This is a genomic window from Bacillus pfraonensis (assembly GCF_050768835.1).
GTDB classification, from domain to species: domain Bacteria; phylum Bacillota; class Bacilli; order Bacillales; family Bacillaceae_G; genus Bacillus_A; species Bacillus_A pfraonensis.
In genome coordinates this window covers 1-26,837 of sequence record NZ_JAHCDO010000003.1, presented here as the reverse complement: position 1 = coordinate 26,837, position 26,837 = coordinate 1, and the positions used below count along the sequence as shown (strand labels likewise).

Annotated in this window: 27 protein-coding genes, 1 rRNA gene and 1 pseudogene; 15 read left to right on the top strand and 14 right to left on the bottom strand. The window is 37.8% G+C overall.

What is annotated here, in order from left to right; translation table 11 throughout:
- Positions 1-236: 236 nt before the first annotated feature.
- A complete protein-coding gene (locus KFD70_RS02915) occupies positions 237-1,721 on the top strand; it encodes a leucyl aminopeptidase (protein WP_431612912.1) in 1,485 nt (494 codons plus the stop codon).
- Positions 1,722-1,759: 38 nt separating this feature from the next.
- On the opposite strand, the gene cdaS is transcribed toward KFD70_RS02915, so the two are convergent.
- Complete coding sequence (gene cdaS, locus KFD70_RS02910; RefSeq protein WP_336453471.1) at positions 1,760-2,365, bottom strand: sporulation-specific diadenylate cyclase CdaS; 606 nt, start codon at positions 2,363-2,365, stop codon at positions 1,760-1,762.
- A 143-nt stretch (positions 2,366-2,508) separates the two neighbouring features.
- On the opposite strand from cdaS, the gene KFD70_RS02905 reads away from it, so the two are divergent.
- Both KFD70_RS02905 and galU read left to right on the top strand, forming a co-directional pair.
- A complete protein-coding gene (locus KFD70_RS02905) occupies positions 2,509-4,233 on the top strand; it encodes a phospho-sugar mutase (protein ID WP_431612911.1) in 1,725 nt (574 codons plus the stop codon).
- Between the two features lie 278 nt (positions 4,234-4,511).
- Entirely contained in the window at positions 4,512-5,399 is an 888-nt protein-coding gene (gene galU, locus KFD70_RS02900) for a UTP--glucose-1-phosphate uridylyltransferase GalU (protein ID WP_336453473.1), read from the top strand.
- Between the two features lie 47 nt (positions 5,400-5,446).
- On the opposite strand, the gene KFD70_RS02895 is transcribed toward galU, so the two are convergent.
- Complete coding sequence (locus KFD70_RS02895) at positions 5,447-6,037, bottom strand: biotin transporter BioY (protein WP_336453474.1); 591 nt, start codon at positions 6,035-6,037, stop codon at positions 5,447-5,449.
- Positions 6,038-6,087: 50 nt separating this feature from the next.
- Positions 6,088-6,831: a DUF3298 and DUF4163 domain-containing protein gene (locus KFD70_RS02890; protein WP_336453475.1), complete on the bottom strand. Its 744-nt coding sequence runs from the start codon at positions 6,829-6,831 to the stop codon at positions 6,088-6,090.
- Positions 6,832-6,924: 93 nt separating this feature from the next.
- Between KFD70_RS02890 and KFD70_RS02885 the strand changes: the two genes are divergently transcribed.
- The gene (locus KFD70_RS02885) at positions 6,925-7,308 is read left to right on the top strand and encodes a hotdog fold thioesterase (RefSeq protein WP_098491833.1); all 384 of its coding nucleotides are present in this window, start codon (positions 6,925-6,927) and stop codon (positions 7,306-7,308) included.
- A gap of 288 nt (positions 7,309-7,596) precedes the next feature.
- Here the strand turns inward: KFD70_RS02885 and KFD70_RS02880 are convergent, their stop codons facing one another.
- The 3 genes and pseudogenes from KFD70_RS02880 to KFD70_RS02870 form a co-directional block, all read right to left on the bottom strand.
- Positions 7,597-8,973, bottom strand: coding sequence for a glycine--tRNA ligase (locus KFD70_RS02880; protein WP_336453476.1), 1,377 nt, complete (start codon positions 8,971-8,973; stop codon positions 7,597-7,599).
- A gap of 214 nt (positions 8,974-9,187) precedes the next feature.
- Positions 9,188-9,319, bottom strand: a complete 132-nt coding sequence (locus KFD70_RS02875; RefSeq protein ID WP_431612909.1) for a hypothetical protein — start codon at positions 9,317-9,319, stop codon at positions 9,188-9,190.
- A 260-nt stretch (positions 9,320-9,579) separates the two neighbouring features.
- Positions 9,580-10,304 (bottom strand): annotated as a pseudogene (locus KFD70_RS02870) (DNA alkylation repair protein).
- A 98-nt stretch (positions 10,305-10,402) separates the two neighbouring features.
- Here KFD70_RS02870 and KFD70_RS02865 point away from each other — a divergent pair.
- The gene (locus tag KFD70_RS02865) at positions 10,403-10,864 is read left to right on the top strand and encodes a hypothetical protein (protein ID WP_336453477.1); all 462 of its coding nucleotides are present in this window, start codon (positions 10,403-10,405) and stop codon (positions 10,862-10,864) included.
- Positions 10,865-11,182: 318 nt separating this feature from the next.
- On the opposite strand, the gene KFD70_RS02860 is transcribed toward KFD70_RS02865, so the two are convergent.
- Complete coding sequence (locus KFD70_RS02860; protein WP_336453478.1) at positions 11,183-12,508, bottom strand: ArsB/NhaD family transporter; 1,326 nt, start codon at positions 12,506-12,508, stop codon at positions 11,183-11,185.
- Positions 12,509-12,776: 268 nt separating this feature from the next.
- Here KFD70_RS02860 and kapD point away from each other — a divergent pair, with 268 nt between their 5' ends.
- The gene (gene kapD / locus KFD70_RS02855; RefSeq protein WP_336453479.1) at positions 12,777-13,400 is read left to right on the top strand and encodes a 3'-5' exonuclease KapD; all 624 of its coding nucleotides are present in this window, start codon (positions 12,777-12,779) and stop codon (positions 13,398-13,400) included.
- Positions 13,401-13,439: 39 nt separating this feature from the next.
- Here kapD and kapB read toward each other — a convergent pair whose 3' ends face one another.
- Entirely contained in the window at positions 13,440-13,823 is a 384-nt protein-coding gene (gene kapB / locus KFD70_RS02850) for a kinase-associated lipoprotein KapB (RefSeq protein WP_336453480.1), read from the bottom strand.
- Between the two features lie 241 nt (positions 13,824-14,064).
- Between kapB and KFD70_RS02845 the strand changes: the two genes are divergently transcribed.
- Positions 14,065-14,241 carry a hypothetical protein gene (locus KFD70_RS02845; protein WP_174103747.1) on the top strand — a complete coding sequence of 59 codons (177 nt, stop codon included), beginning with the start codon at positions 14,065-14,067 and terminating at the stop codon, positions 14,239-14,241.
- Positions 14,242-14,310: 69 nt separating this feature from the next.
- A complete protein-coding gene (locus KFD70_RS02840) occupies positions 14,311-14,853 on the top strand; it encodes a superoxide dismutase family protein (RefSeq protein WP_336453481.1) in 543 nt (180 codons plus the stop codon).
- A 34-nt stretch (positions 14,854-14,887) separates the two neighbouring features.
- Here KFD70_RS02840 and KFD70_RS02835 read toward each other — a convergent pair whose 3' ends face one another.
- Positions 14,888-16,039 carry a MalY/PatB family protein gene (locus KFD70_RS02835; RefSeq protein WP_336453482.1) on the bottom strand — a complete coding sequence of 384 codons (1,152 nt, stop codon included), beginning with the start codon at positions 16,037-16,039 and terminating at the stop codon, positions 14,888-14,890.
- Positions 16,040-16,144: 105 nt separating this feature from the next.
- Between KFD70_RS02835 and KFD70_RS02830 the strand changes: the two genes are divergently transcribed.
- A complete protein-coding gene (locus KFD70_RS02830) occupies positions 16,145-16,396 on the top strand; it encodes a DUF1871 family protein (RefSeq protein ID WP_336453483.1) in 252 nt (83 codons plus the stop codon).
- Between the two features lie 66 nt (positions 16,397-16,462).
- Here KFD70_RS02830 and KFD70_RS02825 read toward each other — a convergent pair whose 3' ends face one another.
- On the bottom strand, positions 16,463-17,302 hold the full coding sequence (locus KFD70_RS02825) for an alpha/beta fold hydrolase (RefSeq protein WP_336453484.1): 840 nt from the start codon (positions 17,300-17,302) through the stop codon (positions 16,463-16,465).
- A gap of 191 nt (positions 17,303-17,493) precedes the next feature.
- Positions 17,494-18,456, bottom strand: coding sequence for a 2-hydroxyacid dehydrogenase (locus KFD70_RS02820; protein ID WP_336453485.1), 963 nt, complete (start codon positions 18,454-18,456; stop codon positions 17,494-17,496).
- 113 nt (positions 18,457-18,569) lie between these two features.
- Here KFD70_RS02820 and KFD70_RS02815 point away from each other — a divergent pair, with 113 nt between their 5' ends.
- The 3 genes from KFD70_RS02815 to yugI all read left to right on the top strand — a co-directional run bounded on the left by KFD70_RS02815 (position 18,570) and on the right by yugI (position 20,905).
- Positions 18,570-19,067, top strand: a complete 498-nt coding sequence (locus KFD70_RS02815) for an Lrp/AsnC family transcriptional regulator (RefSeq protein WP_336453486.1) — start codon at positions 18,570-18,572, stop codon at positions 19,065-19,067.
- The gene (locus KFD70_RS02810; RefSeq protein ID WP_336453487.1) at positions 19,064-20,254 is read left to right on the top strand and encodes an aminotransferase; all 1,191 of its coding nucleotides are present in this window, start codon (positions 19,064-19,066) and stop codon (positions 20,252-20,254) included. The genes KFD70_RS02815 and KFD70_RS02810 overlap by 4 nt, the downstream gene beginning before the upstream one ends.
- Before the next feature lie 306 nt (positions 20,255-20,560).
- On the top strand, positions 20,561-20,905 hold the full coding sequence (gene yugI, locus KFD70_RS02805) for a S1 domain-containing post-transcriptional regulator GSP13 (RefSeq protein WP_174103759.1): 345 nt from the start codon (positions 20,561-20,563) through the stop codon (positions 20,903-20,905).
- A 115-nt stretch (positions 20,906-21,020) separates the two neighbouring features.
- Here the strand turns inward: yugI and KFD70_RS02800 are convergent, their stop codons facing one another.
- Positions 21,021-21,254 (bottom strand): DUF378 domain-containing protein, encoded by a 234-nt coding sequence (locus KFD70_RS02800; RefSeq protein WP_336453488.1) that lies wholly within the window; start codon positions 21,252-21,254, stop codon positions 21,021-21,023.
- Positions 21,255-21,600: 346 nt separating this feature from the next.
- Here KFD70_RS02800 and KFD70_RS02795 point away from each other — a divergent pair, with 346 nt between their 5' ends.
- Both KFD70_RS02795 and KFD70_RS02790 read left to right on the top strand, forming a co-directional pair.
- Entirely contained in the window at positions 21,601-22,953 is a 1,353-nt protein-coding gene (locus KFD70_RS02795) for a glucose-6-phosphate isomerase (protein WP_336453489.1), read from the top strand.
- Between the two features lie 444 nt (positions 22,954-23,397).
- Complete coding sequence (locus KFD70_RS02790; RefSeq protein ID WP_336453490.1) at positions 23,398-23,808, top strand: YugN-like family protein; 411 nt, start codon at positions 23,398-23,400, stop codon at positions 23,806-23,808.
- Here the strand turns inward: KFD70_RS02790 and KFD70_RS02785 are convergent.
- Both KFD70_RS02785 and KFD70_RS02780 read right to left on the bottom strand, forming a co-directional pair.
- Positions 23,798-24,811, bottom strand: a complete 1,014-nt coding sequence (locus KFD70_RS02785) for an ion channel (protein WP_431612908.1) — start codon at positions 24,809-24,811, stop codon at positions 23,798-23,800. The two genes, KFD70_RS02790 and KFD70_RS02785, sit on opposite strands and share 11 nt — an antisense overlap.
- Positions 24,812-24,893: 82 nt before the next feature.
- Positions 24,894-25,574, bottom strand: coding sequence for an MgtC/SapB family protein (locus KFD70_RS02780; RefSeq protein WP_336453492.1), 681 nt, complete (start codon positions 25,572-25,574; stop codon positions 24,894-24,896).
- Between the two features lie 444 nt (positions 25,575-26,018).
- Here KFD70_RS02780 and KFD70_RS02775 point away from each other — a divergent pair.
- A 16S ribosomal RNA gene (locus KFD70_RS02775) occupies positions 26,019-26,837 on the top strand; the annotation flags it as partial.

Genomic DNA, 26,837 nt, shown 5'->3' with positions numbered 1-26,837 from the left:
AAGGAAAAAATGAGTGAAAGTCTCTTTTTGTTCTTCATAGTCACAATTTATATGTTAGAAAATCAAGTTGGATTTATATAAGAAAAAGGGGCGGGGAAGTGGAAGACTATCCATTACATCATTTGCCGTCATTACCGGAGCTGATTCTATATATGAAGTGAAAGAAAAGTTAGAATTATCGCATTTCTGGAAAAATACAGTTATAATGAAAGTAGAGAAATCTAGGGGGTTTGAACATGTTTCAAGTACAAAAAGAATTAGCGAGTCATGAAGCAGTTATCGTTGCTTTATTTGAAGAAGAAAAAGTGAGTAGTTTTGTACAGGAATTAGATAAAGCATTTGATGGACAATTACAAGTTTTATTAGAAGAGAAAGAGCTGAGTGCAAAGAAAAAAGCTATTTCCAAAGTACATAGTTTAGGAAAAACAAATGTAAAACGTTATTATTTTGTCGGTCTTGGCAAAAAGGAATCATACTCAACAGAAACGTTACGTGCTTCACTTAGTAAAGCATTTAAAACATTAAAAGCTGACAAAGTGCAAGAAGCTGCAATTTTACTTGATTCTTTCGTAACAGATAAATTAGATGCAATTGATGTTGCGCATATTGCAGCTGAAGTATCTTGTCTTGGTACATATGATTTACAAACATATAAAACGGACAAAAAAGAAAGTGTAGAGTTAGAAAACTTTGCGGTTATTACAGCGGAGGATGCAAAAGAAATTGAAGCTGCATTAACAGTAGGATATGTGCATGGACGTGCTACAAATTCAGCTCGTACACTTGTAAATATGCCGCCTAATGTATTAACAGCAACAACACTTGCAGAGTATGCAGTTGAATTAGCTGAGAAATATGATATGGATTATAAAGTGCTTGAGAAAGAAGAAATGGAAGAGCTTGGTATGGGTGCGTTACTTGCTGTAAACCAAGGTTCTACAGAGCCACCAAAAATGATTGCTCTTATTTATAAAGGAAAAGAAGAGTGGACGGATGTGATCGGATTCGTTGGAAAAGGGATCACATATGATACAGGCGGTTACTCTTTAAAACCACGCGAAGGCATGGTAGGAATGAAAGGTGATATGGGCGGCGCCGCAGCAGTTCTTGGCGCAATGGAGATTATCGGTGAACTTCGCCCAGAGCAAAACGTAGTTGCTGTTATCCCATCAACTGATAACGTTGTGAGTGGTACTGCATTTAAACCGGATGATGTCATTACATCTATGAGTGGTAAAACAATTGAAGTATTAAATACAGATGCAGAAGGCCGCTTGGCATTAGCTGATGGTATTACGTATGCAAAAAAACTTGGTGCAAACTACCTTGTTGATATTGCAACATTAACAGGCGGTGTTATCGTTGCGCTTGGAAATCACACAACAGGTGCAATGACAAATAATGAAGCATTATTTGAACAAGTATTAGAAGCATCCATGGAAACAGATGAGCCAATTTGGCAATTACCGATTTTCGAGCGTGATAAAGAACGCGTTCGAGGCAGCAAATTTGCTGATTTAAATAACTCACCAGGCCGCGAAGGTCATGCGGTAATGGCCGGAACATTCCTTGGCGAATTTGCAGAAGAAACGCCATGGGTACATTTAGATATTGCTGGAACATCTGATACAACGAGTGCACATGATTTAGGCCCAGCTGGAGCGACAGGTGCAATGGTTCGTACACTTGCGACACTGGTTGAACGCTTTGGAGAAGAATAAGATAGGGATAGAAAAGGCAGCGGACTACGCTGCCTTTTTTATAAAGAAATTGTATATAACGTTCCATTTAAAGCAAAGGATCTGCGACCCGTTTCTTCAGAGACAACTAATATGAGTGCATCGCTTTTTTCTGATAAACCAATTGCAGCCCGATGTCGTGTTCCTAGTTTTGAATCGATTTCTATGCTTTTTGTTAAAGGAAGAATGTTCGCAGCTGAAACAATATGGTTTCCTTTAATGAGAACAGCTCCGTCATGAAGCGGATTGCCTGGATAAAAGATGGATTCCAGCAGTGGAACAGTTAAATAAGCTTCAAGTTTTGTTCCAGTTTGAATAAGGGAATTAAGTGAATCATTTCTTTCGACAACAATTAACGCACCATGTTTTCTATCACCTAAATGTTGAATTGCTGTTGTAATGGGAGCATAGCCTGATGTATAGGGTGATAAATATGCCTTTAAATAATAAGAAGCTGCTAGTGTTTGAACATTACTTAGTAAATGATGAATTTCTTCCATTTTACATAAAATACACTCACCGTCTTTTTCAACAGTTTGCTTCATATCACGTAATTCGCCCTCTACAACTTCGATCATTTGTTTCGTTTTTATTTTTAACTCTTCAGATAATCCCCATTCTTCCATTTTTCTCACCTTTTTGTTTAAAGTATATAGGGTTAGTGTATACAAATGCTTACAGTAAAATCCTGTTAGATTTTAAAATATATTGAGATACCTGTCGTTTTTTTCATATAATGTAGTTATGACATGCGAGAGGAGATTAGAAAATGGATTGGAAACAAGAATATAGTCGCTGGCTATCCTATGCAAGCTTAGATGCAGAATTAAAAGAACAGCTAGAAAATATGCAGCAAGATGAAAAGAAAATAGAAGATAGCTTCTATAAAAACTTAGAATTCGGTACAGGTGGTATGCGCGGGGAGCTGGGTGCTGGTACGAACCGTTTGAACGTATATACTGTTCGAAAAGCAACAAAGGGACTAGCACACTTTATTGAAAAATTAGGTGCAGAAGCGAAGAAGCGCGGCGTTGTTGTAGCATATGATTCACGTCATAAATCACCTGAATTTGCAATGGAAGTAGCGGCAACTCTCGGCGCACATGGTATTACGACATATGTATTTGAAAGTTTACGTCCAACACCAGTACTTTCTTTTGCAGTTCGTTATTTACATACAGTAAGTGGAATCGTTCTTACGGCGAGTCATAATCCGCCTGAATATAACGGCTATAAAGTGTATGGAGAAGATGGTGGGCAATTACCACCAAAAGAAGCAGACGAGTTAATTAGCTATGTAAATGAAGTAGAAGATGAATTAACAGTAGAAGTTGCTGATGTGGAGCAATTGAAAGCAGAAGGCTTATTACATATCATTGGAAAAGAAGTAGATGACGCATACTTGGCAGAGTTAAAAACAGTCATTATCAATAAAGAAATGGTACAAAAAGTTGGAAAAGATTTAAAGATTGTCTTTACACCGCTGCATGGAACATCGAATATTCCAACGCGTCGCGGCTTAGAAGCAGTTGGATTTACAGACGTAACGGTTGTAAAAGAACAAGAGTTACCAGATCCAAACTTCTCAACAGTAAAATCACCAAACCCAGAAGAGCACGCAGCGTTTGAACTTGCGATTCGCGACGGTGAAAAAGTAGGAGCAGACGTGTTAATCGCAACAGATCCGGATGCAGACCGTCTTGGCGTAGCTGTTCGTAATCACGCTGGTCAGTATCAAGTATTAACAGGAAACCAAACAGGTGCGTTAATGCTTGACTATTTATTATCACAAAAGAAACAAAACGGCACACTTCCAGAAAACGGTGTTGTATTAAAAACAATCGTAACTTCTGAAATTGGTCGCACAATTGCAAAAGCGTACGGTTTAGATACAGTAGATACATTAACTGGATTTAAATTTATCGGTGAGAAGATTAAGCAGTATGAAGAAAGCGGACAGTATGAATTCCAATTTGGTTATGAAGAAAGCTATGGCTACTTAATTCGTCCGTTTTGCCGTGATAAAGATGCAGTTCAATCTGTATTGTTTGCATGTGAAGTAGCTGCATATTATAAATCACAAGGAAAAACGTTATACGATGGTTTATTAGAAGTGTTTGTGAAATACGGTTTCTTCCGTGAAGACCTTGTATCGCTAACATTAAAAGGAAAAGATGGTGCAGAAAAAATTCAAGAAATGATGGCATCATTCCGTGAAAATCCGCCAAAAGAAGTAGCTGATTTAAAAGTAACTTCAGTAGAGGATTATAAAGCAAGCATCATTACATCACTAAAAGATGGAAGTACAGAAGAGATTCACTTACCGAAATCAAATGTGTTAAAATATCAATTAGCAGATGGTTCTTGGTTCTGTTTACGTCCATCTGGAACAGAGCCAAAAATCAAGTTTTATTTTGGTGTGAAAGATGATTCCTTACAAAATAGTGAACAAAAGTTACTTGCTATTAAAGAAGATGTTATGAATCGTTTATAATAAGATAGAGTGTTATTTCCATTAGTGGAAGAGAAAAGAGGAGAACGTAGAACGGCCTCCTTTTTTCTTGCATCTGGAAGAAACCTGCTCTATGTATAATGAGCAATGATATTTCATATGTAAGGCTTTGTAAGAAGAAAAGAATTGATGTTGTATACTGCCTGTAATATTTTGATTACCAAGGGCCGATTAAAGTTTCACCTAATAGAATTTAGAGCATTACACCATACAATAAGAAAAGGTATGTGACGATTAGAACAGAAGAGAGGGTATTTATTATGAAAACAGTGAGAAAAGCGATTATTCCTGCTGCTGGATTAGGAACGCGTTTTTTACCAGCAACAAAAGCGATGCCGAAAGAAATGCTTCCAATTGTAGATAAGCCAACAATTCAATATATTGTAGAAGAAGCTGTGGCATCTGGAATTGAAGATATTATTATTGTTACTGGTAAAGGAAAGCGTTCAATTGAAGATCATTTCGATAATGCGTTCGAACTAGAACAAAACTTATTAGAGAAGAAAAAATATGAGTTACTTGAAAAAGTCCAAGCTTCTTCTAAAATGGTTGATATTCATTATATCCGACAAAAAGAACCAAAAGGACTAGGGCATGCAGTTTGGTGCGCGCGTAAATTCATTGGTGATGAACCATTCGCTGTTTTATTAGGTGATGATATTGTTCAAGCTGAAAAGCCATGTTTACGCCAATTAATGGATGAATATGATAAAACACTTTCATCTGTTATCGGTGTACAAACTGTTCCAGAAACAGAAACACATCGTTATGGAATTATTGATCCATTAGAACAAGAGGGTCGTCGTTATCAAGTTCGAAAGTTTGTTGAGAAGCCAGCGCAAGGTACAGCACCTTCAAACTTAGCGATTATGGGACGTTATATCTTAACACCTGAAATCTTTATGTTCTTAGAAAACCAGAATATTGGTGCAGGTGGCGAAATTCAATTAACAGATGCGATTCAAAGCTTAAATGAAATTCAACGTGTATTTGCTTATGACTTTGAAGGAAAGCGTTACGATGTTGGGGAAAAAGTAGGCTTTGTTCAAACGACAATTGAAATGGCACTTCAGCATGAAGAGCTAAGAGATGACATGCTTGTTATGATGAAGAAAATTTTAGAAGAGCAAATGAAGCAAGAATCTTAATATAAAAAGAGTTACTCCACGCAGCGGAGTAACTCTTTTTTTCATTATTATAGTGTCGAATGAGAATGTTGATAAGCAGAACGACGAACTGCATAATATATGCGAGGGGCAATGACAGCACCGATAATTGTAAAAAGAATATCTTTCACCGCAAACCACATCATAATTGCCCAAGCTGCTTTGTAACTCATATTTCCGCCCATCCAAAAGTTTACAGCTGCATACATATAAGTAGTACCGATGATATACGTTAAAATAATTCCGGTAAAAGAAGCAATTGCAAATGTACCGAACTGTGGTTTTTCTCTTTGTTCTACTAGTTTTCCTGATATGTAAGCAACAATAATAAATGCGATAATAAAACCGCCAGTAGGATCTAACAGTGCTCCAAATCCGGCTTTGAAATTTGCGAAAATCGGTGCTCCTGCAACTCCAACAAGCATATAAACAGTCATAGATAAGGTACCAAGTCTGCTTCCAAGAAGAAGTCCCGCTAAAATAGCGAAAAATGGTTGCATAGAAAGTGGAACACCAGCTACTTGTAAAAATGGTGCCCAAGATACGATATTCGCACCGATTGCCATGAGTGCAACAAACATGGCAGCTAGTGCTAAGTCTAAAGCACGTAATTGTTTCATAATGTTAACCTCCTGCTGTTGTTAGGTTAACATTATCGTAGCTAATTCATCTATTTATTGTCAATTAAAATGTTTTGATAGTTAGGCTCTAGTGATTCCCTAAATAATGTGTATGGAATCCGAAATTGCGGAATTCCACTTGCATAAGGAGCGATCTCATATAAAGAGAAATAAATGACAAGGTTATCTGGTTCTAAAAAGTAATTGAATTTCTTTGTACTCATCACTTTCTCAGCTGCATCTGGAAAGTAAATACTTTCATCTTGTTTAATTTGTTTAACGATTTCTGTACGAATAATATCTTTATAGTTGCTGCCCTTTTGAAATAAATCGGCTAAGCGTAATATTTTCTTTTCTTTTAAATCAAATGTATTTGCTTTCCATGTATAGAGGCCGTGTGCTCCGCCTGTATATTGATAATAATTTACATATAAGCTAAGTAAGGGAGACTGCTGTAATGTGACTTTATAATCAACATTTGCAACATATGGGTGGAAAGGGGCATCTGATTCCTGAGCTTCTTTATAGTATTTTTTCGCTTCTTTTGTTAATGTTGTTTTAAAACGATCTGTCGTTGTCTTGTAGTATGTATTCAACTTCTTTTGAAATTCCGGATCGTAAAAGTTACTAAAGTAAGGTCTACTAATTTGATATTCTAAATAAGGTTTCTTACCTTTTTGCGTAACAGTCTTAATATCGATTGTCAGGTCAGAAGGGTGGGCTGCATTCGTACAATTTGGTACAATAATGAGCAAGGAGACTAAGAGTAATAGAATACAGAATTTATTTTTCATATAGATGGAACCTCCTTAGATAAACGCTATGGATAGTTTGAAAAGAAATAGGGGAAATTATACATTTTTTAATAAGGAAAAGGGGGAAGTAGTATGCCAAAAACATTGATGGATGCACTTGGGATTGAACTGTTAGAAATGACAGAGGAGAAAGTGGTGGCAACGATGCCAGTAGATGGACGTACACACCAACCGTTTGGTTTTTTACATGGTGGTGCATCAGTTGCATTGGCAGAAACGGTAGCGAGCGTAGGCTCCTATAATTTAATTGATCAAGAAAAGTGTATTTGCTTTGGACTTGAAATCAATGCAAATCATATTCGCTCAAAACGTGATGGAATCGTAACAGCGATCGGTACACCAATCCATAAAGGACAAACCACAATGGTTTGGGATGTACGAATCATTGATGAAAATGATGATTTACTATGCATTTCAAGATGTACAGTCGCAATTAAAGAGAAAAGAGAAAAATAGGCTGCCGGGGGCAGCCTATTTTTTTAGTAGTTATTAATATATAAATACGGATTGAAAACCCAACATACCCCCCTTCCTTTTAGGTGGGAAAGAGGATCCGCTCATGTACAGAAGCGGTTAGTGCCTTTTTTAGCCTCATGCCATGTAAAACAGAAGGAGAAAATGAGTGAAAGTCTCTGTCTTCATAGCCACAATTTATATGTTAGAAAATCAAATTGGATTTATATATATCAACCTTCAGGCAATATGAGACATAAAAAAGGCTGCCAAGAGGCAGCCTTTCCATAATTAGAACTGAATTTTCTTCTCTAAGAAGCCTTTTAATTCGCTAATTGGCATACGAACTTGTTCCATTGTGTCACGGTCACGTACTGTAACAGCTTTGTCTTCCACAGAGTCGAAGTCATATGTGATACAGAATGGTGTACCGATTTCGTCTTGACGACGGTAGCGTTTACCGATAGAACCAGTTTCGTCATAATCTACCATGAAGTCTTTTGCTAGTTCTGCGAATACTTCCCCAGCGCCTTCCGATAGCTTTTTAGACAATGGTAAGATAGCTGCTTTATATGGTGCTAAAGCAGGGTGGAAACGAAGAACTGTACGAGAGTCGTTTTCTAATTGCTCCTCTTCATATGCATCACATAAGAATGCTAATGTTACACGATCTGCGCCAAGAGATGGCTCGATGCAGAATGGTACGTAACGCTCGTTCGTTTGTGGATCGATATAGTTAAAGTCTTCGTTAGAATGTTCCATGTGACGTTTTAAGTCGAAGTCTGTACGAGATGCAACGCCCCAAAGTTCGCCCCAGCCGAATGGGAATTTAAATTCAATATCAGTTGTTGCGTTACTGTAGTGAGATAATTCTTCTTCACCGTGGTCACGAAGGCGCATGCTTTCTTCGTTCATACCAAGTGATAGTAACCAGTTTTTACAAGTGTTACGCCAGAATGTGAACCATTCTAGTTCTTCGCCTGGTTTACAGAAGAATTCAAGTTCCATTTGTTCGAATTCACGTGTACGGAATGTAAAGTTACCAGGCGTGATTTCGTTACGGAAACTTTTACCGATTTGGCCAATACCAAATGGAAGCTTTTTACGCATAGAGCGTTGTACGTTTTTGAAGTTTACGAAAATACCTTGTGCTGTTTCAGGACGAAGGAAGATTTCGTTTGTGCTAGATTCAGTAACACCTTGGAATGTTTTAAACATTAGGTTGAATTGACGGATTTCTGTGAACTCTTGGCTACCACAGTCTGGACATTTTACTTCGTGTTCTTTCATTAAGTCAGCCATTTGATCGAAAGTAAGACCATCAACGATCATTTCGATGCCTTTTGCATCTAAAGCATCTTCGATTAATTTATCAGCACGATGACGCGCTTTACACTTTTTACAGTCGATCATTGGATCGTTAAAGTTACCAACGTGACCAGAAGCGATCCAAGTTTTTGGATTCATTAAAATTGCTGCGTCTAAACCAACGTTGTATGGAGATTCTTGAATGAATTTTTTCCACCAAGCTTTTTTTACGTTATTTTTTAATTCGATACCAAGTGGACCGTAATCCCAAGTGTTTGCAAGACCACCATAAATTTCAGAACCAGGGAAAACAAAACCACGATGCTTTGCTAAGTTTACAACTTGTTCCATTGAATACATATTAAAATCCTCCTTTTAAAAGTTAACGTATTGGCGATGACAGAGTGTACTTGTTGAGCAGGCGCTTTCTTGAGCAAGCCGCTTCCGTTTTTAGGGGTATCCAGCTCCGGTGGCAAGCTCTTCGTGTCTAAGAACCTTTCACACGAGAAAGTAAAAAGCACTTTCTGTGTGAAAGAACCTTAGCCAGTCAGAGCTGAACGAGCCACCTCCGCTTTTAAGGGTATCCAGCTCCAGCGGCTAGAATGTTCGGTGGCTTCGCTTCTTCCGCCGAGGCAAAGAGCGCCTCTATGTCAGAAGCTCCATCCCCCTCACATTCTGAGCAAGCCGCTTCCGCTTTTAAATACAAAAAAGCTCGTCTCTAGGCATTTATGCCTAGGGACGAGCTTGTATATACCCGCGGTTCCACCCTAGTTGATGTGTGTAAACACGCATCCACTTTATCACGTATTGCTCGAGACTGCCGTTTCCTTGCTTTTTCAGGCTTTCACTGTCCCTGAATCGCTTTTTGTGCAAGTACTTATAAGTCCGTCATCGCTACTATATTTAATAATAATGACCATATTCTATCATGTTCTTTTTTAAATCACAATAGAAGAACGATTGTATTTATGATAGAGTCTCGCCTATTTTACTACTCTTTATTCTGAAGGGACACTCATTTTTGCACGAATATGCTTAATCGCTTCACGTTTGCTTAAAGGAGCGAGTTCATTGTTTTGGACGTATTCCCATACAACATTTGGGCTCGTTTTCGCATATTCACGAAGTACCCAACCGATTGCTTTTTGAATGAAAAATTCTTTTGAAGACTTAAGCTGTCCGATAACCGAGAAGAGAAGTGCTTCATCCATTTGCTGTTTATATTTGAGTTGAAATAGGATTGCAGCACGCTGTAACCATATATTTTCTGAAGCGATCCATTTCGGAATATAGGTAGGAATGGCATCTGGATATTTCAGGAAGATGTCTCCTGAGAATGTAGGGACGATACCATCAACGGAATCCCACCATGACTTTGTTATAATGAGCTCTTCTAAAAAGGGGATGTGAGTTTTATCGAGATGTTTTTTATATTTCTGTAATAAATCGAGAGCGGCGGCTTGAAATTCGCGTTCTGGTAAAGACCAAAGTTCATGAATGACGATTTGAAATTCCTCTCTGTCTGGAAGTGTATGTACTTGTATGACTTCACGTAATAGCTTTCTTCTTTCCGGTGTTTGAATACCGAGAAATGGAAAATGGTTTTTCATATATCGAGCCATTGGTTCTGCTTTTTCAGGGTTTTGATGTGCAATGAAATGTTGCTGTAAGGCTTTTACAAATGGATGCATAAAATCGTTCTCCTTTCAGGCTTCTTATTCATATTATATAAAGAAGTGATTGGAAATGGATATAAAAAATATGATGAGAGTAGAAGGGAGAGGGAGCGATGGAAGATCAAGGTATATTTGCTGGTTTTTTAGCGCTTAGTTTTACTTTTATTTTAATTATTGTAATTTGGGGTATCCTTGCGTATATATTAACGGCATTTGCACTTTATACGATGGCGAAAGATGATGGTGCTAATGATGGTGTTCTTGCTTTTATTCCTTTTTTAAATAGTAAAGTATGGGGGGATTTGGCAAGGGAGAAGTTGCCTGGATTTTTGAAAGAAGAGGCAGGGTGGAAAGTATTTGGGATATATGTTCTATGTTTTATTTTAAATTTTGTTCCGATTATAAGTGTGCTAGCAACAGGAGTCTCGCTTGTTCTGTCAATTTATTTGGTATATGCCATTTTGGACCGGTATGGTACGAACTCGGTATTATTTACGATTATTCATGTGATAACATGTTCTATTTTTCTTCCGATTCATTTGTTTTTAATTCGAAATGAGCCAACGAAATATTAGGATTTAATTAAGGTGTTCTGTTGAACATTGTCGAACAGTCGATATGTTGTGTCGAATGGTTGATATATTGAAAAAATCGCTGATATATGTGAAGAAACGGTCGATATATTGAAAAAATCACCGATATATGAAAAAGAAAGGCTATCGTTGCAACGATAGCCCTTCTTTGTTTGCGAGCCACTTGTGCTTTTTAAGGAATCTAGCTCCAGCGGCTAGAATGTTCGGTGGCTTCGCTTCTTCCGCCGAGGCAAAGAGCGCCTCTATGTCAGAAGCTCCATCCCCCTCACATTCTGGGCGAGCCACTGCCGCTTTTTATTTCTACATTAAATAACGCAGATAAATATAAATGTGAGAAATAATTAATGAAACGATCATAATCGGGAAACCGAATTTTAAGAATTCCATGTAGCTAAATTTATGTCCTTCACGGCTTGCGATTCCTGCTACGATTACGTTAGCGGAAGCACCGATTAATGTTCCGTTTCCACCTAGACAAGCTCCTAATGCTAATGACCACCATAGTACATCGATTTGTGCATCAGAAGGTGATAGACCAAGACCGACTGCCATATCGTTAATAAGAGGGATCATTGTTGCAACGAATGGAATGTTATCGATCGTTGCTGATGCAATACCAGATACCCATAAAATCAGGATAGATGCATAAGAAATATCTCCGCCTGTTAAATTAATTACTTTTTGAGCTAGCATTTTAATGAGTCCAATATCAATGAGTCCACCAACGAGTACGAATAGACCAGCAAAGAAGAAAATGGTAATCCACTCTACGTGAGCAAATACTTCTTCGATTTCATGTTCTTTTACACCGATTAGCATAAGTACAGTAGCGCCTGTTAATGCGATTACCGCTGCATCAATGTGGAAAATAGAATGAGTCATGAAGCCGATAATTGTAAGAACAAGTACTGTTAAAGATTTTTTCATTAATACAGGGTCTTTAATGTATTGTTTTTCATCTAAGCTCATTAATTTTTTAACTTGTACAGGATCAGCGATGAGCTGCTTGCGGTACATAAAATAAATCATTGTTGCTGTCACAGCGATAATGATAAGTACGATTGGTGCTAAGTTGAATAAGAAAGCATTAAAATCTAAGTGCTTATTCGCAGAACCAATCATGATGTTTGGTGGGTCACCAATTAATGTTGCTGTTCCCCCAATATTTGAGAAAATAATCTCAGAAAGTAAATATGGAACAGGATTTACTTGTAAAATGCGCGTAATAGATAAAGTAACAGGAACAACAAGAAGTACAGTTGTTACGTTATCTAGAAATGCGGAACCAAGTGCGGTAAGTAAAGAAAGAGAAATTAAAATTTTAATTGGATTTCCTTGTGCTTGTTTAGCAGCTTTAATCGCGACATATTGGAACACGCCCGATTTACTCGTGATGTTAACTAAAATCATCATACCGATCAGTAGCGTAATTGTTCCCCACTCGATATGTTTTGTAAAAGCATTGTGTAAATCAACAACACCTACTATTACCATAAGTGCTGCACCAAGAAGTGCGATAACAGCACGGTTAATTTTTTCTGAAATGATAATGGCATATGTAATTAGAAAGACTGCGATTGCAAAGTAATATTGCCAGTTTGCGATTTCTTGCGTTGTTTCGTGCAAAAATTCCATCTCCTTTCGGGTAACTTTTCTTAGTGTGTCATAAATTTTTGGAAGAAACACACTTAAAGCCATTATAAAGTAGAAAAATGTCGGATGTAAATGAAAGGGTTTGTTTTGTCATATTTTCTATGGAAATGAATTTTTCTCCTTTTTGAAAATATTTGCGGTTATTTGACATATACATAAGATACATCCAATCTGAATGATTAGCATTCGAGAATGTTCGTGTAGGAGGAGAAAGTAGACGAAATGATAAGGAAGGGATCGTATGGATGAAAAACAATTTTTATTTTTAGATTTCGAGTTCACGATGCCACAAAATAGGAAAAAGCCAAAGGGATTTTTTCCGGAGATTATTGAGGTAGGACTCGTATCAGTTGTGGATTGTGTAGTGGAAGATACGTATTCATCTTATGTAAGGCCGGAAACTTTTTCATGTTTAACAGAGCGGTGCAAAAAATTTCTAGGGATTAAACAGGAAGCGGTAGACGGAGGGATTTCTTTTTTGGAACTTGTCGAAAAGCTTGTCCAATATGAAAAGCGTTGTCAAACAACGATTGTCACGTGGGGCAATATGGATATGAAAGTACTGAAGCATAATTGTGAGGCTGTAGGTGTAGCGTTCCCTTTTTCAGGACAATGCCGAGATTTATCTCTCGAGTATAAACGTTTCTTTGGAGAACGGAATCAAACTGGATTATGGAAAGCGATTGAGGCATACGGGAAAGTAGGAACAGGAAAGCATCATTGTGCGCTTGATGATGCGATGACGACTTATAATATTTTTAAGCTGGTCGAAAAGGACAAAGAATATTTAGTAAAGCCATCTCCACCGACTTTAGGGGAGCTTATCGACTTTTCGAAAGTGTTAAAGAAAGTGAGTACACAATAGCGACCAAATTACAAACTGTGTAATTTGGTCGTTTTGTTTTTACAGTTTGTAATCTTGTTTTAATTGCTGGAGTGTTTGCAAACTACGCTGTGCAAAAGGAGAATCATCTTCCGAAAATATATTCATTTGTGCTTCTAATGCCGCCTTCAGAGATTCTTTATAATCAGGGATATCCCCTTCATATTTTCTCACCATTGGTTGCGGAATATTGGTTTGTTCGCGAAAAGCTAAAGCGCGTCGTTCATGGAAAAATGGTACATCGGCTTGTTTCACATTATGTAAATCGCCTTGCGTAGGGTGCTTTAAAACAGCTAATACTTTGACAACGTAGCTCCCAGGACGGCTGTTTGTAATTTCGCCGATATATTTTCCTGTTTTGTAAATGCCAGTAACGATATCACCAATTTGGAATGTTTCGCTCATATTTTTCACCTCAATTTTATAGTAAGGAAAGAGCAAGGGAGAGTCAAAGAAATCATTTGGTGGGGAATGAATTTGTGTGTAAGAAATGTTATAATTTGAAATGTGACAGAAAATTCTGATGAGTTAAAGTGATGAAGGTATGCATCATATGCATCGATGAATTCACAGGTATAGATGTATTTTGACGTGGGATTTATTGAATATAGTCAGGCTATAGAAAAAATAAAGGAGTGATTTTTTTATGATGCCATTATATTTTCCAGAAGATAAAACGGAATACATTATTCCCGGGATTGTTTGTGTTTTATTTATCATCGGTGCAATTGCAACATGGCGCATGTTTATTCGCGTATCAAAGAGAGAAGCTGAACGTTTACAGAAGGTAGAAAAGAAGTTATTAGCTGAGAAGAAACAGTAATTTCGTGTGGTATGTTTCCCTCTATGCTCGGACAATCTAAGGGCAGAATGTATTTTGGAGGGAATTGTGATGAAAAAACAGCTTTTATTTGGGTGTTGTTTGCTGTTTCTTATGACAGGTTGCGATAAAGGAAACCCAAAAGAAATCGAGGTGAAATTACATAACGCCTCTGGTGATAAAGTAGGTACAGCGAAAGTGAAACAAGAAACAAGTGGTGTGAAAATATCTATTAAGGCAGAAGGATTCAAACCGGGAGCTCATGGATTACATATTCATGAAATGGGGGAGTGTAAAGCACCTCATTTTGTATCAGCTGGTAATCATTTTAATTTAGATGAGAAAAAGAAACACGGACTTATGAATCCAAAAGGTGCAGAGAATGGTGATTTGCCGAATGTAATTGCAGATGATAAAGGCACGATTGAAGCGGAAATTGAGGCGCCGAATGTATCACTTGAAGAAGGAAAAACAACGCTTCATCGAAAAGATGGTGCATCTATCATTATTACGGAAAAGCCTGATGATGGAATGTCGCAGCCTGCTGGAAATGCAGGGAATCGAATTGCTTGTGGTGTCATTGTAGAAAAGGCAGCAGCCGCCAAGAAAAAGTAGAAGCTATCTTCGAAAAGGTAGCTTCTTTAGTTGATTATGAAAATGTATACTTCAGTCTGCGCAGTATTTCTTCAAGTTGCTTTCTTGGACAACCGATATTAATACGAATGTGCTGCCTTCCACCTGTTCCATATTTTTCACCTGGTTCCACAATAATTTTGCCCTTTTCTTCAAGTTGCTTTGTGCGTTCTTCTTGAGAGAGTCCAAGGCAAGAGCAATCAACCCATAGTAAAAAAGTGCCTTCTGACTGAATGACAAAAAGTGCAGGGATATGCGTTTCAATAAATTCACGAGCAAACTGAGCATTTTCTTCCATATATAAACGGATGTCTGTTAACCATTCGTTACACTCTGTATAGGCACTTTGCATTGCCACATAAGCAAATATATTTAGTCCATGAAAACCTTGGCGGTATTGCACAGATGTAAAAGCATCCCGAATCCTTTGATCTGGAATAATAACGATGGATGCTTGTAACCCCGCAATATTAAATGTTTTACTTGGTGCCATACAAGTAATGGTACGCGCCGCTAATGATTTAGATAAAGAAGCGAATGGTGTGTGGGTATGACCTGAGAAAATAATGTCGGCATGGATTTCATCCGTGACAACGGTTACATTGTATCGTTCACATAAATCTCCAAGTTGTGTAAGTTCAGCCTTTGTCCAGACGCGTCCAATAGGATTATGCGGACTGCAAAGAAGCATGAGTTTTACACCTTGCTTAAACTGTGTTTCTAAATGTTCAAAGTCCATTGTGTAGAAACCATTTTGCAAATGTAACGGGTTTTCACATAGATGACGCTGATTTTTTATGACCATATCAAAGAATGGCGGATAGATAGGTGGTTGTACAAGCACAGAATCATTTTCATTTGTTAAAGCTTGCACACTTGTACTAAGAGCCGGAACGATACCTGGACTAAATACAATCCACTCTTTTTTTATTTCCCAATTGTATTGGCTTTTTGTCCAGTGACAAATTGTATTGGTAATCTCTTCTGGCGGTATTGTATAGCCGAAAATAGGATGTTCAAGACGTTTTTGTAGTGCAATTTGAATTGGCTCTGGAATCGGAAAATCCATATCGGCAATCCATGCATGTAATAGTTCTTCATTCTCGTATGTATCCCACTTCACACTATGGGTCCCACGACGATTTACAGTTTTATGAAATTGCTGCATATTTTTGCTCCCTTCATGGTTTTGTGAAAGTTCCTTACTTCTTCTAGCATAGCTGATATGATACGATAAAGAAAAGATTTAAAAAGTGGAAAAGGCGGGAAGTAGATGGGTGTATATGAAAAGATGGTGGAAATGGTGAAGAACTGGGATCCCTTTCAAATGGGACCAGAATTTTATGAAACAGAAGCAAGTGATGTTGTGTACGTGGTAAGCGCGTTTGATGATCCGAAATATATTGCGAAAAAAATACAACACATTTATTTCATGTCGTTTGAAGAAGTACCAGCTATCGAAAAATGCGAGAAGTTAGCAGAGGAATTACTTGTACTAAAAGAAGGTGGAAGCTGTTCATTGTAGGCTGTCGGGTGTTTCGACAGCCTTTTTTAGGAATGCATGTTGTACGTGGCAATCGATATATGAATATTACTGTGCTGAAAATGCCATGATCTCTTCATATACATGTTCTGGTTTTTCTTCTGGTAGTAAGTGTCCTGTATTTTTATATGAAATAAATTTAGAGTTTGGTAAGTCACCGTGTAATCGGTGCCCGACATGAACAGGAACCACACGGTCTTTTTCGCCCCAAATGAGTAAAGTTGGTGTTTCGATTTTTCGTAATTCTGCTGACGATAAATCCCCTTCCCGATCTCTAATCATTCGCGTTAAAGCAGGAAAAATACGGTTATCGTAAAAGGGAGCAGCATAACCTTCCATCATTTCATCATCAATTAAAGAGTGATCATGGACGACATTCATTAAATTATGAACAATGCCCCTTCTTATAATCCAATTTTTTACGTATAAATGAAAGAATGGTAAATAGGAAGAGTAGATGAGCGGAAACTTTGCCCTTGTTAAATAGCTTGAGCTACATAGTAAGATTGTTTTTGTAATTAAATCGGGACGTAGGCGATTGACGTAGAGTGAGATTTGTCCGCCCATTGAATGTCCAACTAGCACGATGTTTTGTAATGCTAAATGTTCCATTAAATCAATAATTACAGTTGCTAAATTACGATAGGAATATGTAAATTGATTTGATTTATCACTTTTTCCAAACGGTGGTAAATCAAGTGCGACAACGGTTCCTTCTTTGACAAGCAATGGGATGAGCCGCCGGTAACTAAATGAGGACGATAGAAAACCGTGAACGAGTACAAAAGTTGGTTTTTCCTCTTTACTTTGGTGTTCATATAACTCGTAATGAACAGTAGTACCGCGAGTGGAAAAAGTGAAGTAAGGATGCTCTATCTCATGTTTCATTTTCTTTCACTCCATTGTTTTTTTTCATATCATCTCCTAGTAGAAAAAGATTTATGTTAACAAAAAAAGGCAAGATGGAGGATGATCCATCTTGCCTTTTTTATAATTTAGTTTTATTCCTCAAAAGTTCAATTGGTAAAGGCTAATAATCGGTGGGAAGATGAAGACCCCCGACCGATTAAAGTTTCACTTTATCCACGCACAATATTAGGCGGCGTATTCCCTTCTAACCCAGCCACTAGATTTTTTGCAGCTGTCATTGCCATCTCGTGTCTTGTTTTTAATGTCGCAGATCCAATATGGGGCAAAGTAACAACGTTTGTTAAAGATAAGAGTGGATTATCTTTTTCAATTGGTTCTTGTGTAAATGTATCGATACCTGCTGCAAAGATTTTCTTTTGCTGCAAGGCCTCAATTAATGCAGCCTCATCGACTGTTTTCCCGCGGGAAGCATTAATGAAAATTGCTGTTTCTTTCATTAATGAAAATTCCTTTTCTCCAATGAGATGATATGTTTCTTCTGTTAATGGAGTTAGAAGGACAATAAAATCTGATTGCGCTAATAGCGTGTTTAAATCACAATATGTGGCATCAAATTTTTGTTCAGCCTCTTCTTTACGGCGACGGTTATAATAAAGAATGTTCATATCGAATCCGAATTTTGCTCGTTTTGCAACAGCCTCTCCAATTCGCCCCATTCCAATAATCCCGATTGTACTATGGTGGATGTCTAACCCGAAATGTTCTTTTTTAATTTCATCGTCCCATTTCCCTTGTTTCACATAAGAATCAAGTTCGCATACGCGGCGTCCTGCTGATAACATAAGAGCGAAAACAAGATCGGCAACAGTGTCATCTAATACATATGGAGTATTTGTTCCAATTACATTTTTACGCTTCATCGCTTCTAAATCAAAATTATCATAGCCAACAGAAATGTTACTTACAACTTTTAAGTAAGGAGCTGCTTGTAACAACTCTTCGTCAATTTTTGCACCAAAGTTAAGTAAGCCATGTTTATCTTTTACTTTTTCTAATAAAACTTCACGAGGTATCTTCTCGCTACTATCCCATTTTTCATATTCACAATGCTCAGAGATATATGTTTCTACAAATTTTGGAACGCGATCAGCAATATATACTTTTGGCTTCACGGTTTCAGCCCCTTTCTTTTTTATTTTTACATAATTCTCTAAAAAAATCTTCTTTTCAAACATAAAAGGATATCTGTATAATTTAAAAACAAATAAAAGGAAGGATGAGGAATATGGTGACTGAAAAAGAATTAGAATTGTTAGCTTGTCTTGAAAAAAATAGTCGTTTATCCGTAAAAACATTAGCGAAAATGTTAAATATAGAAGCAGAAGTAGTAAAAGAAATGATTGAGAAATTAGAAAGAGAAAAAATCATTGTGGATTATGTTACACATATTGATTGGACAAAAGTAAAAGAACATAGCGGTTTAACTGTGATGATTGATGTAAAAGTTACACCGAAGCATGGAGTTGGATTCGATGCAGTTGCTGAGCAAATTTACCGTTATTCAGAAGTGAAATCGGTTTATTTAATGTCAGGGACATATGATCTTTCTATTACGCTAGAAGGGAAAAGTATGGCTGAAGTAGCAACGTTTGTTTCGGAAAAATTAGCAACGATTGAATCGGTTGTTTCAACAACAACTCATTTTATTTTGAAAAAATATAAACATGAGGGACTTATTTATGACAAAACGGATGATGATAAACGAATTGTGGTGGCACCATGAAGCAGTTTGAACTATCAAGAGCAGCAGAATCTTTACAACCATCCGGTATCCGTAAGTTTTTTGACTTAGCGGCAGGTATGAAAGGTGTTATTTCACTTGGAGTGGGAGAGCCGGATTTTGTTACACCATGGCATGTAAGGCAAGCATGTATTCGTTCGTTAGAGGAAGGATATACAGCATATACTGCAAATGCAGGATTATTGGAGTTGCGTCAAGAAATAGCAAAGTATCTTCAAAAGCAATTTTATGTTTCGTATGACCCAAATGAAGAAATTATTGTTACGGTTGGAGCGAGCCAAGCATTAGATGTTGCGATGCGCGCCATTGTAAATCCAGGCGATGAAGTGATCATCATCGAACCGAGCTTTGTATCATATGCACCACTGGTTACATTAGCTGGGGGAGTGCCTGTTCCAGTAGCAACTTCTTTAGAATCGGCATTTAAAGTACAGCCGGAGCAAATAGAAGCAGCTATTACAACAAAAACAAAAGCTATTTTACTTTGCTCTCCAAATAATCCAACGGGAGCACTTTTAAACAGAGATGAATTAGAAAAGTTAGCGACAATCGTGGAAAAGTATAATCTCATTGTATTATCGGATGAGATTTATGCAGAGCTTGTATATGACGAGGCCTATACGAGTTTTGCAAGCATTCAAAATATGCGTGACCATACAATTTTAATTTCAGGATTTTCAAAAGGATTTGCGATGACGGGATGGCGCCTTGGAATGATTGCGGCTCCTGTACATTTCTCAGAATTAATGCTGAAAATTCATCAATATTCAATGATGTGCGCACCGACGATGTCACAGTTTGCAGCATTGGAAGCGCTTCGCTTTGGGAATGATGAAGTCATTCGAATGAGAGACAGTTATAAAAAACGTCGTAATTTTATGACGACATCGTTTAACGAAATGGGCTTAACATGCCATGTGCCAGGAGGAGCTTTTTATGTGTTTCCCTCGATTTCTTCAACAGGGTTATCCTCAGCAGAATTTGCAGAACAATTATTGTTAGAAGAAAAAGTAGCAGTTGTACCTGGAAGTGTATTTGGTGAGAGCGGTGAAGGATTTATTCGTTGTTCCTACGCAACTTCGCTTGAGCAGTTAATGGAAGCGATGAAGCGCATGCAACGATTTGTTGAAAATAAAAAAAGGACAAAACAGAATACGTTTTGTCCATAAAAGGGGGGGAATACTAGAAAGCCATGTGTTAGTATTCTATCCCAATATTTGAAAATTATACGTACTAAAGGAAACTTTTTCATGGATTTTGAATGAAAGAGGAGCTGGTGGTATAATTTACTAATATAGAGTGAAGTTTTTCTTGAGTGATATATTTTGTTTGCTTGAGAGTATGCTTTCACCAATCGCGTATTTATGAGCAGTTACTCACTTCGCGTAGCTATATTTGTCTGAATTTTGAGGTGGGTACTTTTACTGCAATCTGCAAAGAGCAGAGAAAATGGTAAACGTATGGGAGTGTTTCATATGTCAGAACAATACACAACAGGAGTGGTTGTAAAAGGGAAAGTAACTGGAATTCAAGATTACGGTGCATTTGTAGCGCTGGATCAAGAAACGCAAGGGCTTGTGCATATATCTGAAATTACAAATGGATATGTGAAAGATATTCATGACTTTTTAAAGGTCGGAGATACGGTAGAAGTAAAGGTACTTTCAATTGATGAAGAACACAGAAAAATGAGTTTATCGTTAAAAGCAGCAAAGCGCAAGCAAGGAAGAATCATCGTACCAAAGCCATCTGATAAAGGGTTTAATACGCTTCGCGAAAAGTTAACAGAGTGGATTGAAGAATCACAGTTAACCAAGTAAAAGAGGATCGCTAAACAGCGATCCTCTTTTACTTGGTTATGATATATATTAGCAAATATGATTGCATGCAATCATATTCGTATGTCGGATAAGGAACGCGAAGTATACTTGTTTATTATCGAACTTCACGTGTTTCCGGGTGTGTTCCAAGATTTTCAGATGGTTTAAATAATAAACCAAGGTTGATAAGCCCGGAAATACCAACGATACCGTAAATGATTCGTGCAAGTGCTGAATTTTGTCCGCCAAAGATAGCTGCTACTAAATCAAATTGAAAGAATCCAATCAGTCCCCAGTTGACGGCACCAATTACAGTGAATACTAATGCAATACGTTGTAAAGTACTCATCTTGAATAGTCCTCCTTAAATTTGAAGCATAAGCAAGCTTTTAGTGCATGTGAGTAGTAAGAATCCACCTTGGTGGATATAAAGCGAAATCCGAAAATGGAAGTGCGCCTTATACAACTTAACTCTTTTATAGAATGGTTGTCTTGTGTAGTTTTTATACATAAAAAATATCCATTATAGGATGTATATACATCTATACCGAAAAGTGCGAATTTTTATGCAAAAAATGAACTTTTAAAAAAAAATATATATTGGTGACGTTTACAATTCTCCAATTGCTTGATTTACAACTTCAGTTTCGCTAAAGTGAATACAGAAATACATATACATAATTGGAGGGAAAAAGATGAGCACACATGTAACGTTCGATTATTCTAAAGCGTTATCGTTCATCAGTGAACACGAACTAACGTATTTACGTGATGCAGTAAAAGTATCACATCATGCAATCCATGAAAAAACTGGGGCTGGGAACGATTTCCTTGGATGGGTAGAGCTTCCGCTTCAATATGACAAAGAAGAATTTGCTCGCATTCAAAAGAGTGCAGAGAAAATTAAAAATGACTCTGACATTTTACTTGTTGTAGGTATTGGTGGTTCTTACTTAGGAGCACGTGCAGCAATCGAAATGTTAAACCATTCTTTCTATAATACGCTTTCTAAAGAACAACGCAAAACTCCACAAGTGCTATTTGTTGGACAAAACATTAGCTCCACTTACATGAAAGATTTAATGGATGTATTAGAAGGTAAAGATTTCTCCATTAACGTTATTTCAAAATCAGGTACAACAACAGAACCTGCAATTGCATTCCGCCTGTTCCGTAAATTATTAGAAGAGAAATATGGTAAAGAAGAAGCACGTAAACGTATTTATGCAACAACTGATAAAGCGCGTGGTGCTTTAAAAACATTAGCTGACGAAGAAGGATACGAAACATTCGTAATTCCAGATGATGTTGGCGGTCGTTTCTCTGTATTAACACCAGTTGGTTTATTACCAATTGCAGTGAGCGGTTTAAATATTGAAGAAATGATGCAAGGTGCAGCTGCTGGACATGATGACTTTGCAAAATCAGAGCTTGAAGAAAACCCAGCTTACCAATATGCAGTTGTACGTAATGCTCTATATAACAAAGGAAAAACAATCGAAATGCTTGTTAACTATGAGCCAGCACTTCAATACTTTGCTGAGTGGTGGAAACAGTTATTTGGCGAAAGTGAAGGAAAAGATCAAAAAGGTATTTTCCCATCTTCAGCAAACTTTTCAACTGACCTGCATTCATTAGGTCAATATATTCAAGAAGGACGTCGTGACTTATTTGAAACAGTTCTTAAAGTAGGAAAAGCTACACATGAACTAAAAATCGAATTAGATGAGAACGATTTAGATGGTTTAAACTACCTTGCTGGTGAAACAGTAGACTTCGTTAACACAAAAGCATACGAAGGTACATTACTTGCACATAGCGATGGCGGAGTACCAAACTTAATCGTAAACATTCCAGAATTAAATGAGTACACATTCGGTTACCTTGTATACTTCTTCGAAAAAGCATGTGCGATGAGCGGCTACTTACTAGGCGTAAATCCATTTGACCAACCAGGTGTAGAAGCATACAAGAAAAACATGTTTGCTCTACTTGGTAAACCAGGATTCGAAGAACTAAAAGCAGAATTAGAAGAACGTTTGAAATAAGAAAAGCGAAGCCGACTGTTTAGGCCCGATGGCTAAGAACCTTCCGTACAGAAAGTGTTTTTACTTTCTCGTGCGGAAGGTTCTTAGACGGAAGGGACTAGGAGGCGTAGCTGGACAGAAGGAAAGCGGAAGCGGCTTGCTCAGAATGGGAGGGGGATGGAGCTTCAGACATAGAGGCGTAGTTTGCCTCGGCGGAAGAAGCGAAGCCACCGACCATTCTAGCCATTGAAGCTGGACAGAAGAAAAGCGGAAGCGGCTTGCTCAGAACCGATGTAGCAAAAAAAACTGTTGGGAAGATCCCCCAACAGTTTTTTTATGGTCTAAATGTGGAAGGCGAAGTGTCAGATGTTGTTGGTAAATCGATATGATATATATGTTAGTTCCGCCGATATATTCATATCGGAACGGGCATGCTAAGGAAAAAGTCTAGAAAGGATGAATAGATTGATTCCGATTCAATCAAATTTAGAAGGTCATACATATGCTCTTTTTAAGCTAGAGGAAACGTTGAAACCACTTGGGTATAGCATCGGTGGCAATTGGGATTATGACAAAGGATGCTTCGATTATAAAATAGATGAGGAAGATGGTTATCAGTTTTTACGAGTACCATTTACAGCAGTGGAAGGAGAACTTGATGTACCAGGGGTAATAGTTCGTCTTGAAACACCGTATCTTCTTTCACATGTATATCAAGACGAACTTGATGATCAAGTAAATACGCTTGCAGCTGGGACAAGTGGATTAGATCAATTTGCAGAACCGAAAGATGCAGATGGCGATATAAAACGAAAATATGTTGATATTGGAAAGGTATTGGTAAAAGAGCTAGAGCAGCATCTTATCAATGCTTAATTACGATAAAGACGTCACTTTCAATAGTAATAAAAGAATGAACAGGATTGATGTGATATTGTTCATCACGCTGTATACCTAATAGTAAAGTATCTTGTTTTAAAAGCAGGTTACTGCAAACTTCGAAAGTTTTTCCAATATAGGATGCAGGAACGGGCATTAGTTGTAATTTGCTTTCTGAGATTTCATTATAAAGTGTAAATAATACACCTGAAATGGAAGGGAATAAAAGGGACGCAGTAAAGACATAGCTTGTTAACTTATTCCCTTCAATAATTTCTGTTGCTCCAGCTCTTGTTGCATTTTGAATTTGATCAGAAGTAAGTAGTTCGGCAATGCAATGGATAGTTGGATTTAATCCTTTCGCAGTTAAAATATTTAAAATCGATTGTGTATCAGCTAAGCTTTCGTTTTTTTCTTTATCTGCTGTTATTAAAATGGTATGGGCAGTCTTGATATTTGCTTTTAACAAAGTTTGATCGTGATGTGGACACCCCTTAATAAAGGTCAGATGGTGAAACGGCCTTGGAAGCAAAGAAAGTGTTTCATCGATGAGCACGATATCAAGGGTTGGTTGTAAAATATGCATTTGACTTACTACATGTTTGGCGCGTTCATTCCACCCCACAATAATCATATGGCCATGACAAGAAGCCGCTTCTTCTCCTTTAATTTTCATATACTGTTTACTGATCATTTCAGTAGCGAATAGCACCATATAATAGGAGCAAAATCCTGTTCCTAGTAAAATAAGGAGCATGCCGATGAGTTTTCCTACAGGTGTGTGCGGGACGTAATCACCGTAACCGATAGTAAATGTGGTGACAATCGCCCACCATATACCATCAAACCATGTAGAAAAATACTTCGGTTCTAATTTGTATATTAGAAAACCAAACACAGTAATAAGTACGATAATGAAGGTAACTAAACGAAAAATAATGGAGTCTCGAAATACATCTATTATATTGGTACGTGAATTCAAATTTATATTCCTCCTCATTTTGTATAGCTACATTGTTACCATTTTGAAAAAAAGAAAAACTCTCTATTTTAGAGAGTCGTTTAACGTTATATAGAAAGTGTTACATACTTTCAACTTCTGTTTGCTGAACGCTTTCGAAATGCTGCAAGGTATAATAAACATCAGCTGTATGCTTTTTTTGATCAACAGATAATTTAAGGTGTAGAAAGTGGGAGCCATTTTCTAGTGTTTTGAGTTTTATGTTCTTTACTTTTATGTCCATTTCTTGTATTTCTTCAATAACAATAGGGATGTTATCCATATTGCGTACGACTAGTTTGACGGTAATATCTCGCTGTCTGAATGACCTAGGACCTAAAAATTTCATTGTTAATGGTATAAGTTCGACACTAATCATAAGGAAACACATGCCGAAAATTGCTTCAAGATAAAAATCAGCCCCAACAGCAATTCCAATACCCGAAGCGCCCCAAATCATAGCAGCGGTAGTTAATCCTGCAATACTGTCATTACCTCTTCGTAAAATAACGCCAGCACCTAAAAAGCCGATGCCTGAAACTATTTGAGCTGCAAGGCGAAGTGGATCCATGTTTATATGGTCTGTATGAGGTAAAGTATAAGCTGATTTAATAGAAACAATGGTAAGGAGGCAACTAATAATGGAAATGACTAAGCAAGTTTTTAAACCGAGTGGTTTTCTCTTTAACTCACGTTCTAAACCAATAGCGAATCCTAAAATGGCAGAGAGACCTAGCTTGATTAGTAAATCGGTATAGTCCATATGTATATTCCTCCTTATAAGTTTGTTCAATGCAATGTAGCGATAATAAATGAGTACAATATGCATTTATAACTTAAGCTTTTTAACAACGGGGTTATGATTTCCTGCCAAATGAGGTGTTAGCTTTTAGAATATATGTAGTAATTGGATAGGGTGAAAATGGCTATTTTATTTAAGTATATGAGGTTAATAAAGAAACTTGGCTATTTTTATAAAAAAGTTTAAAAAGAGTATTGCATTTCATTTTTCTACATGCTATATTAATAACCGTCGCTGATGCGAAACGGCAGAAAGCGAAAAAAGAAATTAAAAAACTTAGTTGACATCGAAAAACGAAGATGTTAACATAAGGAAGTCGCAAATGAGCGACAAACGAGTTCTTTGAAAACTGAACGAAACAAACAACGTGAAACGTCAATTTTTATTTTAGATGCTAGACAAACTTTATTGGAGAGTTTGATCCTGGCTCAGGATGAACGCTGGCGGCGTGCCTAATACATGCAAGTCGAGCGAACTAATTAAGAGCTTGCTCTTATGAAGTTAGCGGCGGACGGGTGAGTAACACGTGGGTAACCTGCCCATAAGACTGGGATAACTCCGGGAAACCGGGGCTAATACCGGATAACATTTTGCGCCTCATGGTGCGAAATTGAAAGGCGGCTTCGGCTGTCACTTATGGATGGACCCGCGTCGCATTAGCTAGTTGGTGAGGTAACGGCTCACCAAGGCGACGATGCGTAGCCGACCTGAGAGGGTGATCGGCCACACTGGGACTGAGACACGGCCCAGACTCCTACGGGAGGCAGCAGTAGGGAATCTTCCGCAATGGACGAAAGTCTGACGGAGCAACGCCGCGTGAGTGATGAAGGCTTTCGGGTCGTAAAACTCTGTTGTTAGGGAAGAACAAGTGCTAGTTGAATAAGCTGGCACCTTGACGGTACCTAACCAGAAAGCCACGGCTAACTACGTGCCAGCAGCCGCGGTAATACGTAGGTGGCAAGCGTTATCCGGAATTATTGGGCGTAAAGCGCGCGCAGGTGGTTTCTTAAGTCTGATGTGAAAGCCCACGGCTCAACCGTGGAGGGTCATTGGAAACTGGGAGACTTGAGTGCAGAAGAGGAAAGTGGAATTCCATGTGTAGCGGTGAAATGCGTAGAGATATGGAGGAACACCAGTGGCGAAGGCGACTTTCTGGTCTGTAACTGACACTGAGGCGCGAAAGCGTGGGGAGCAAACAGGATTAGATACCCTGGTAGTCCACGC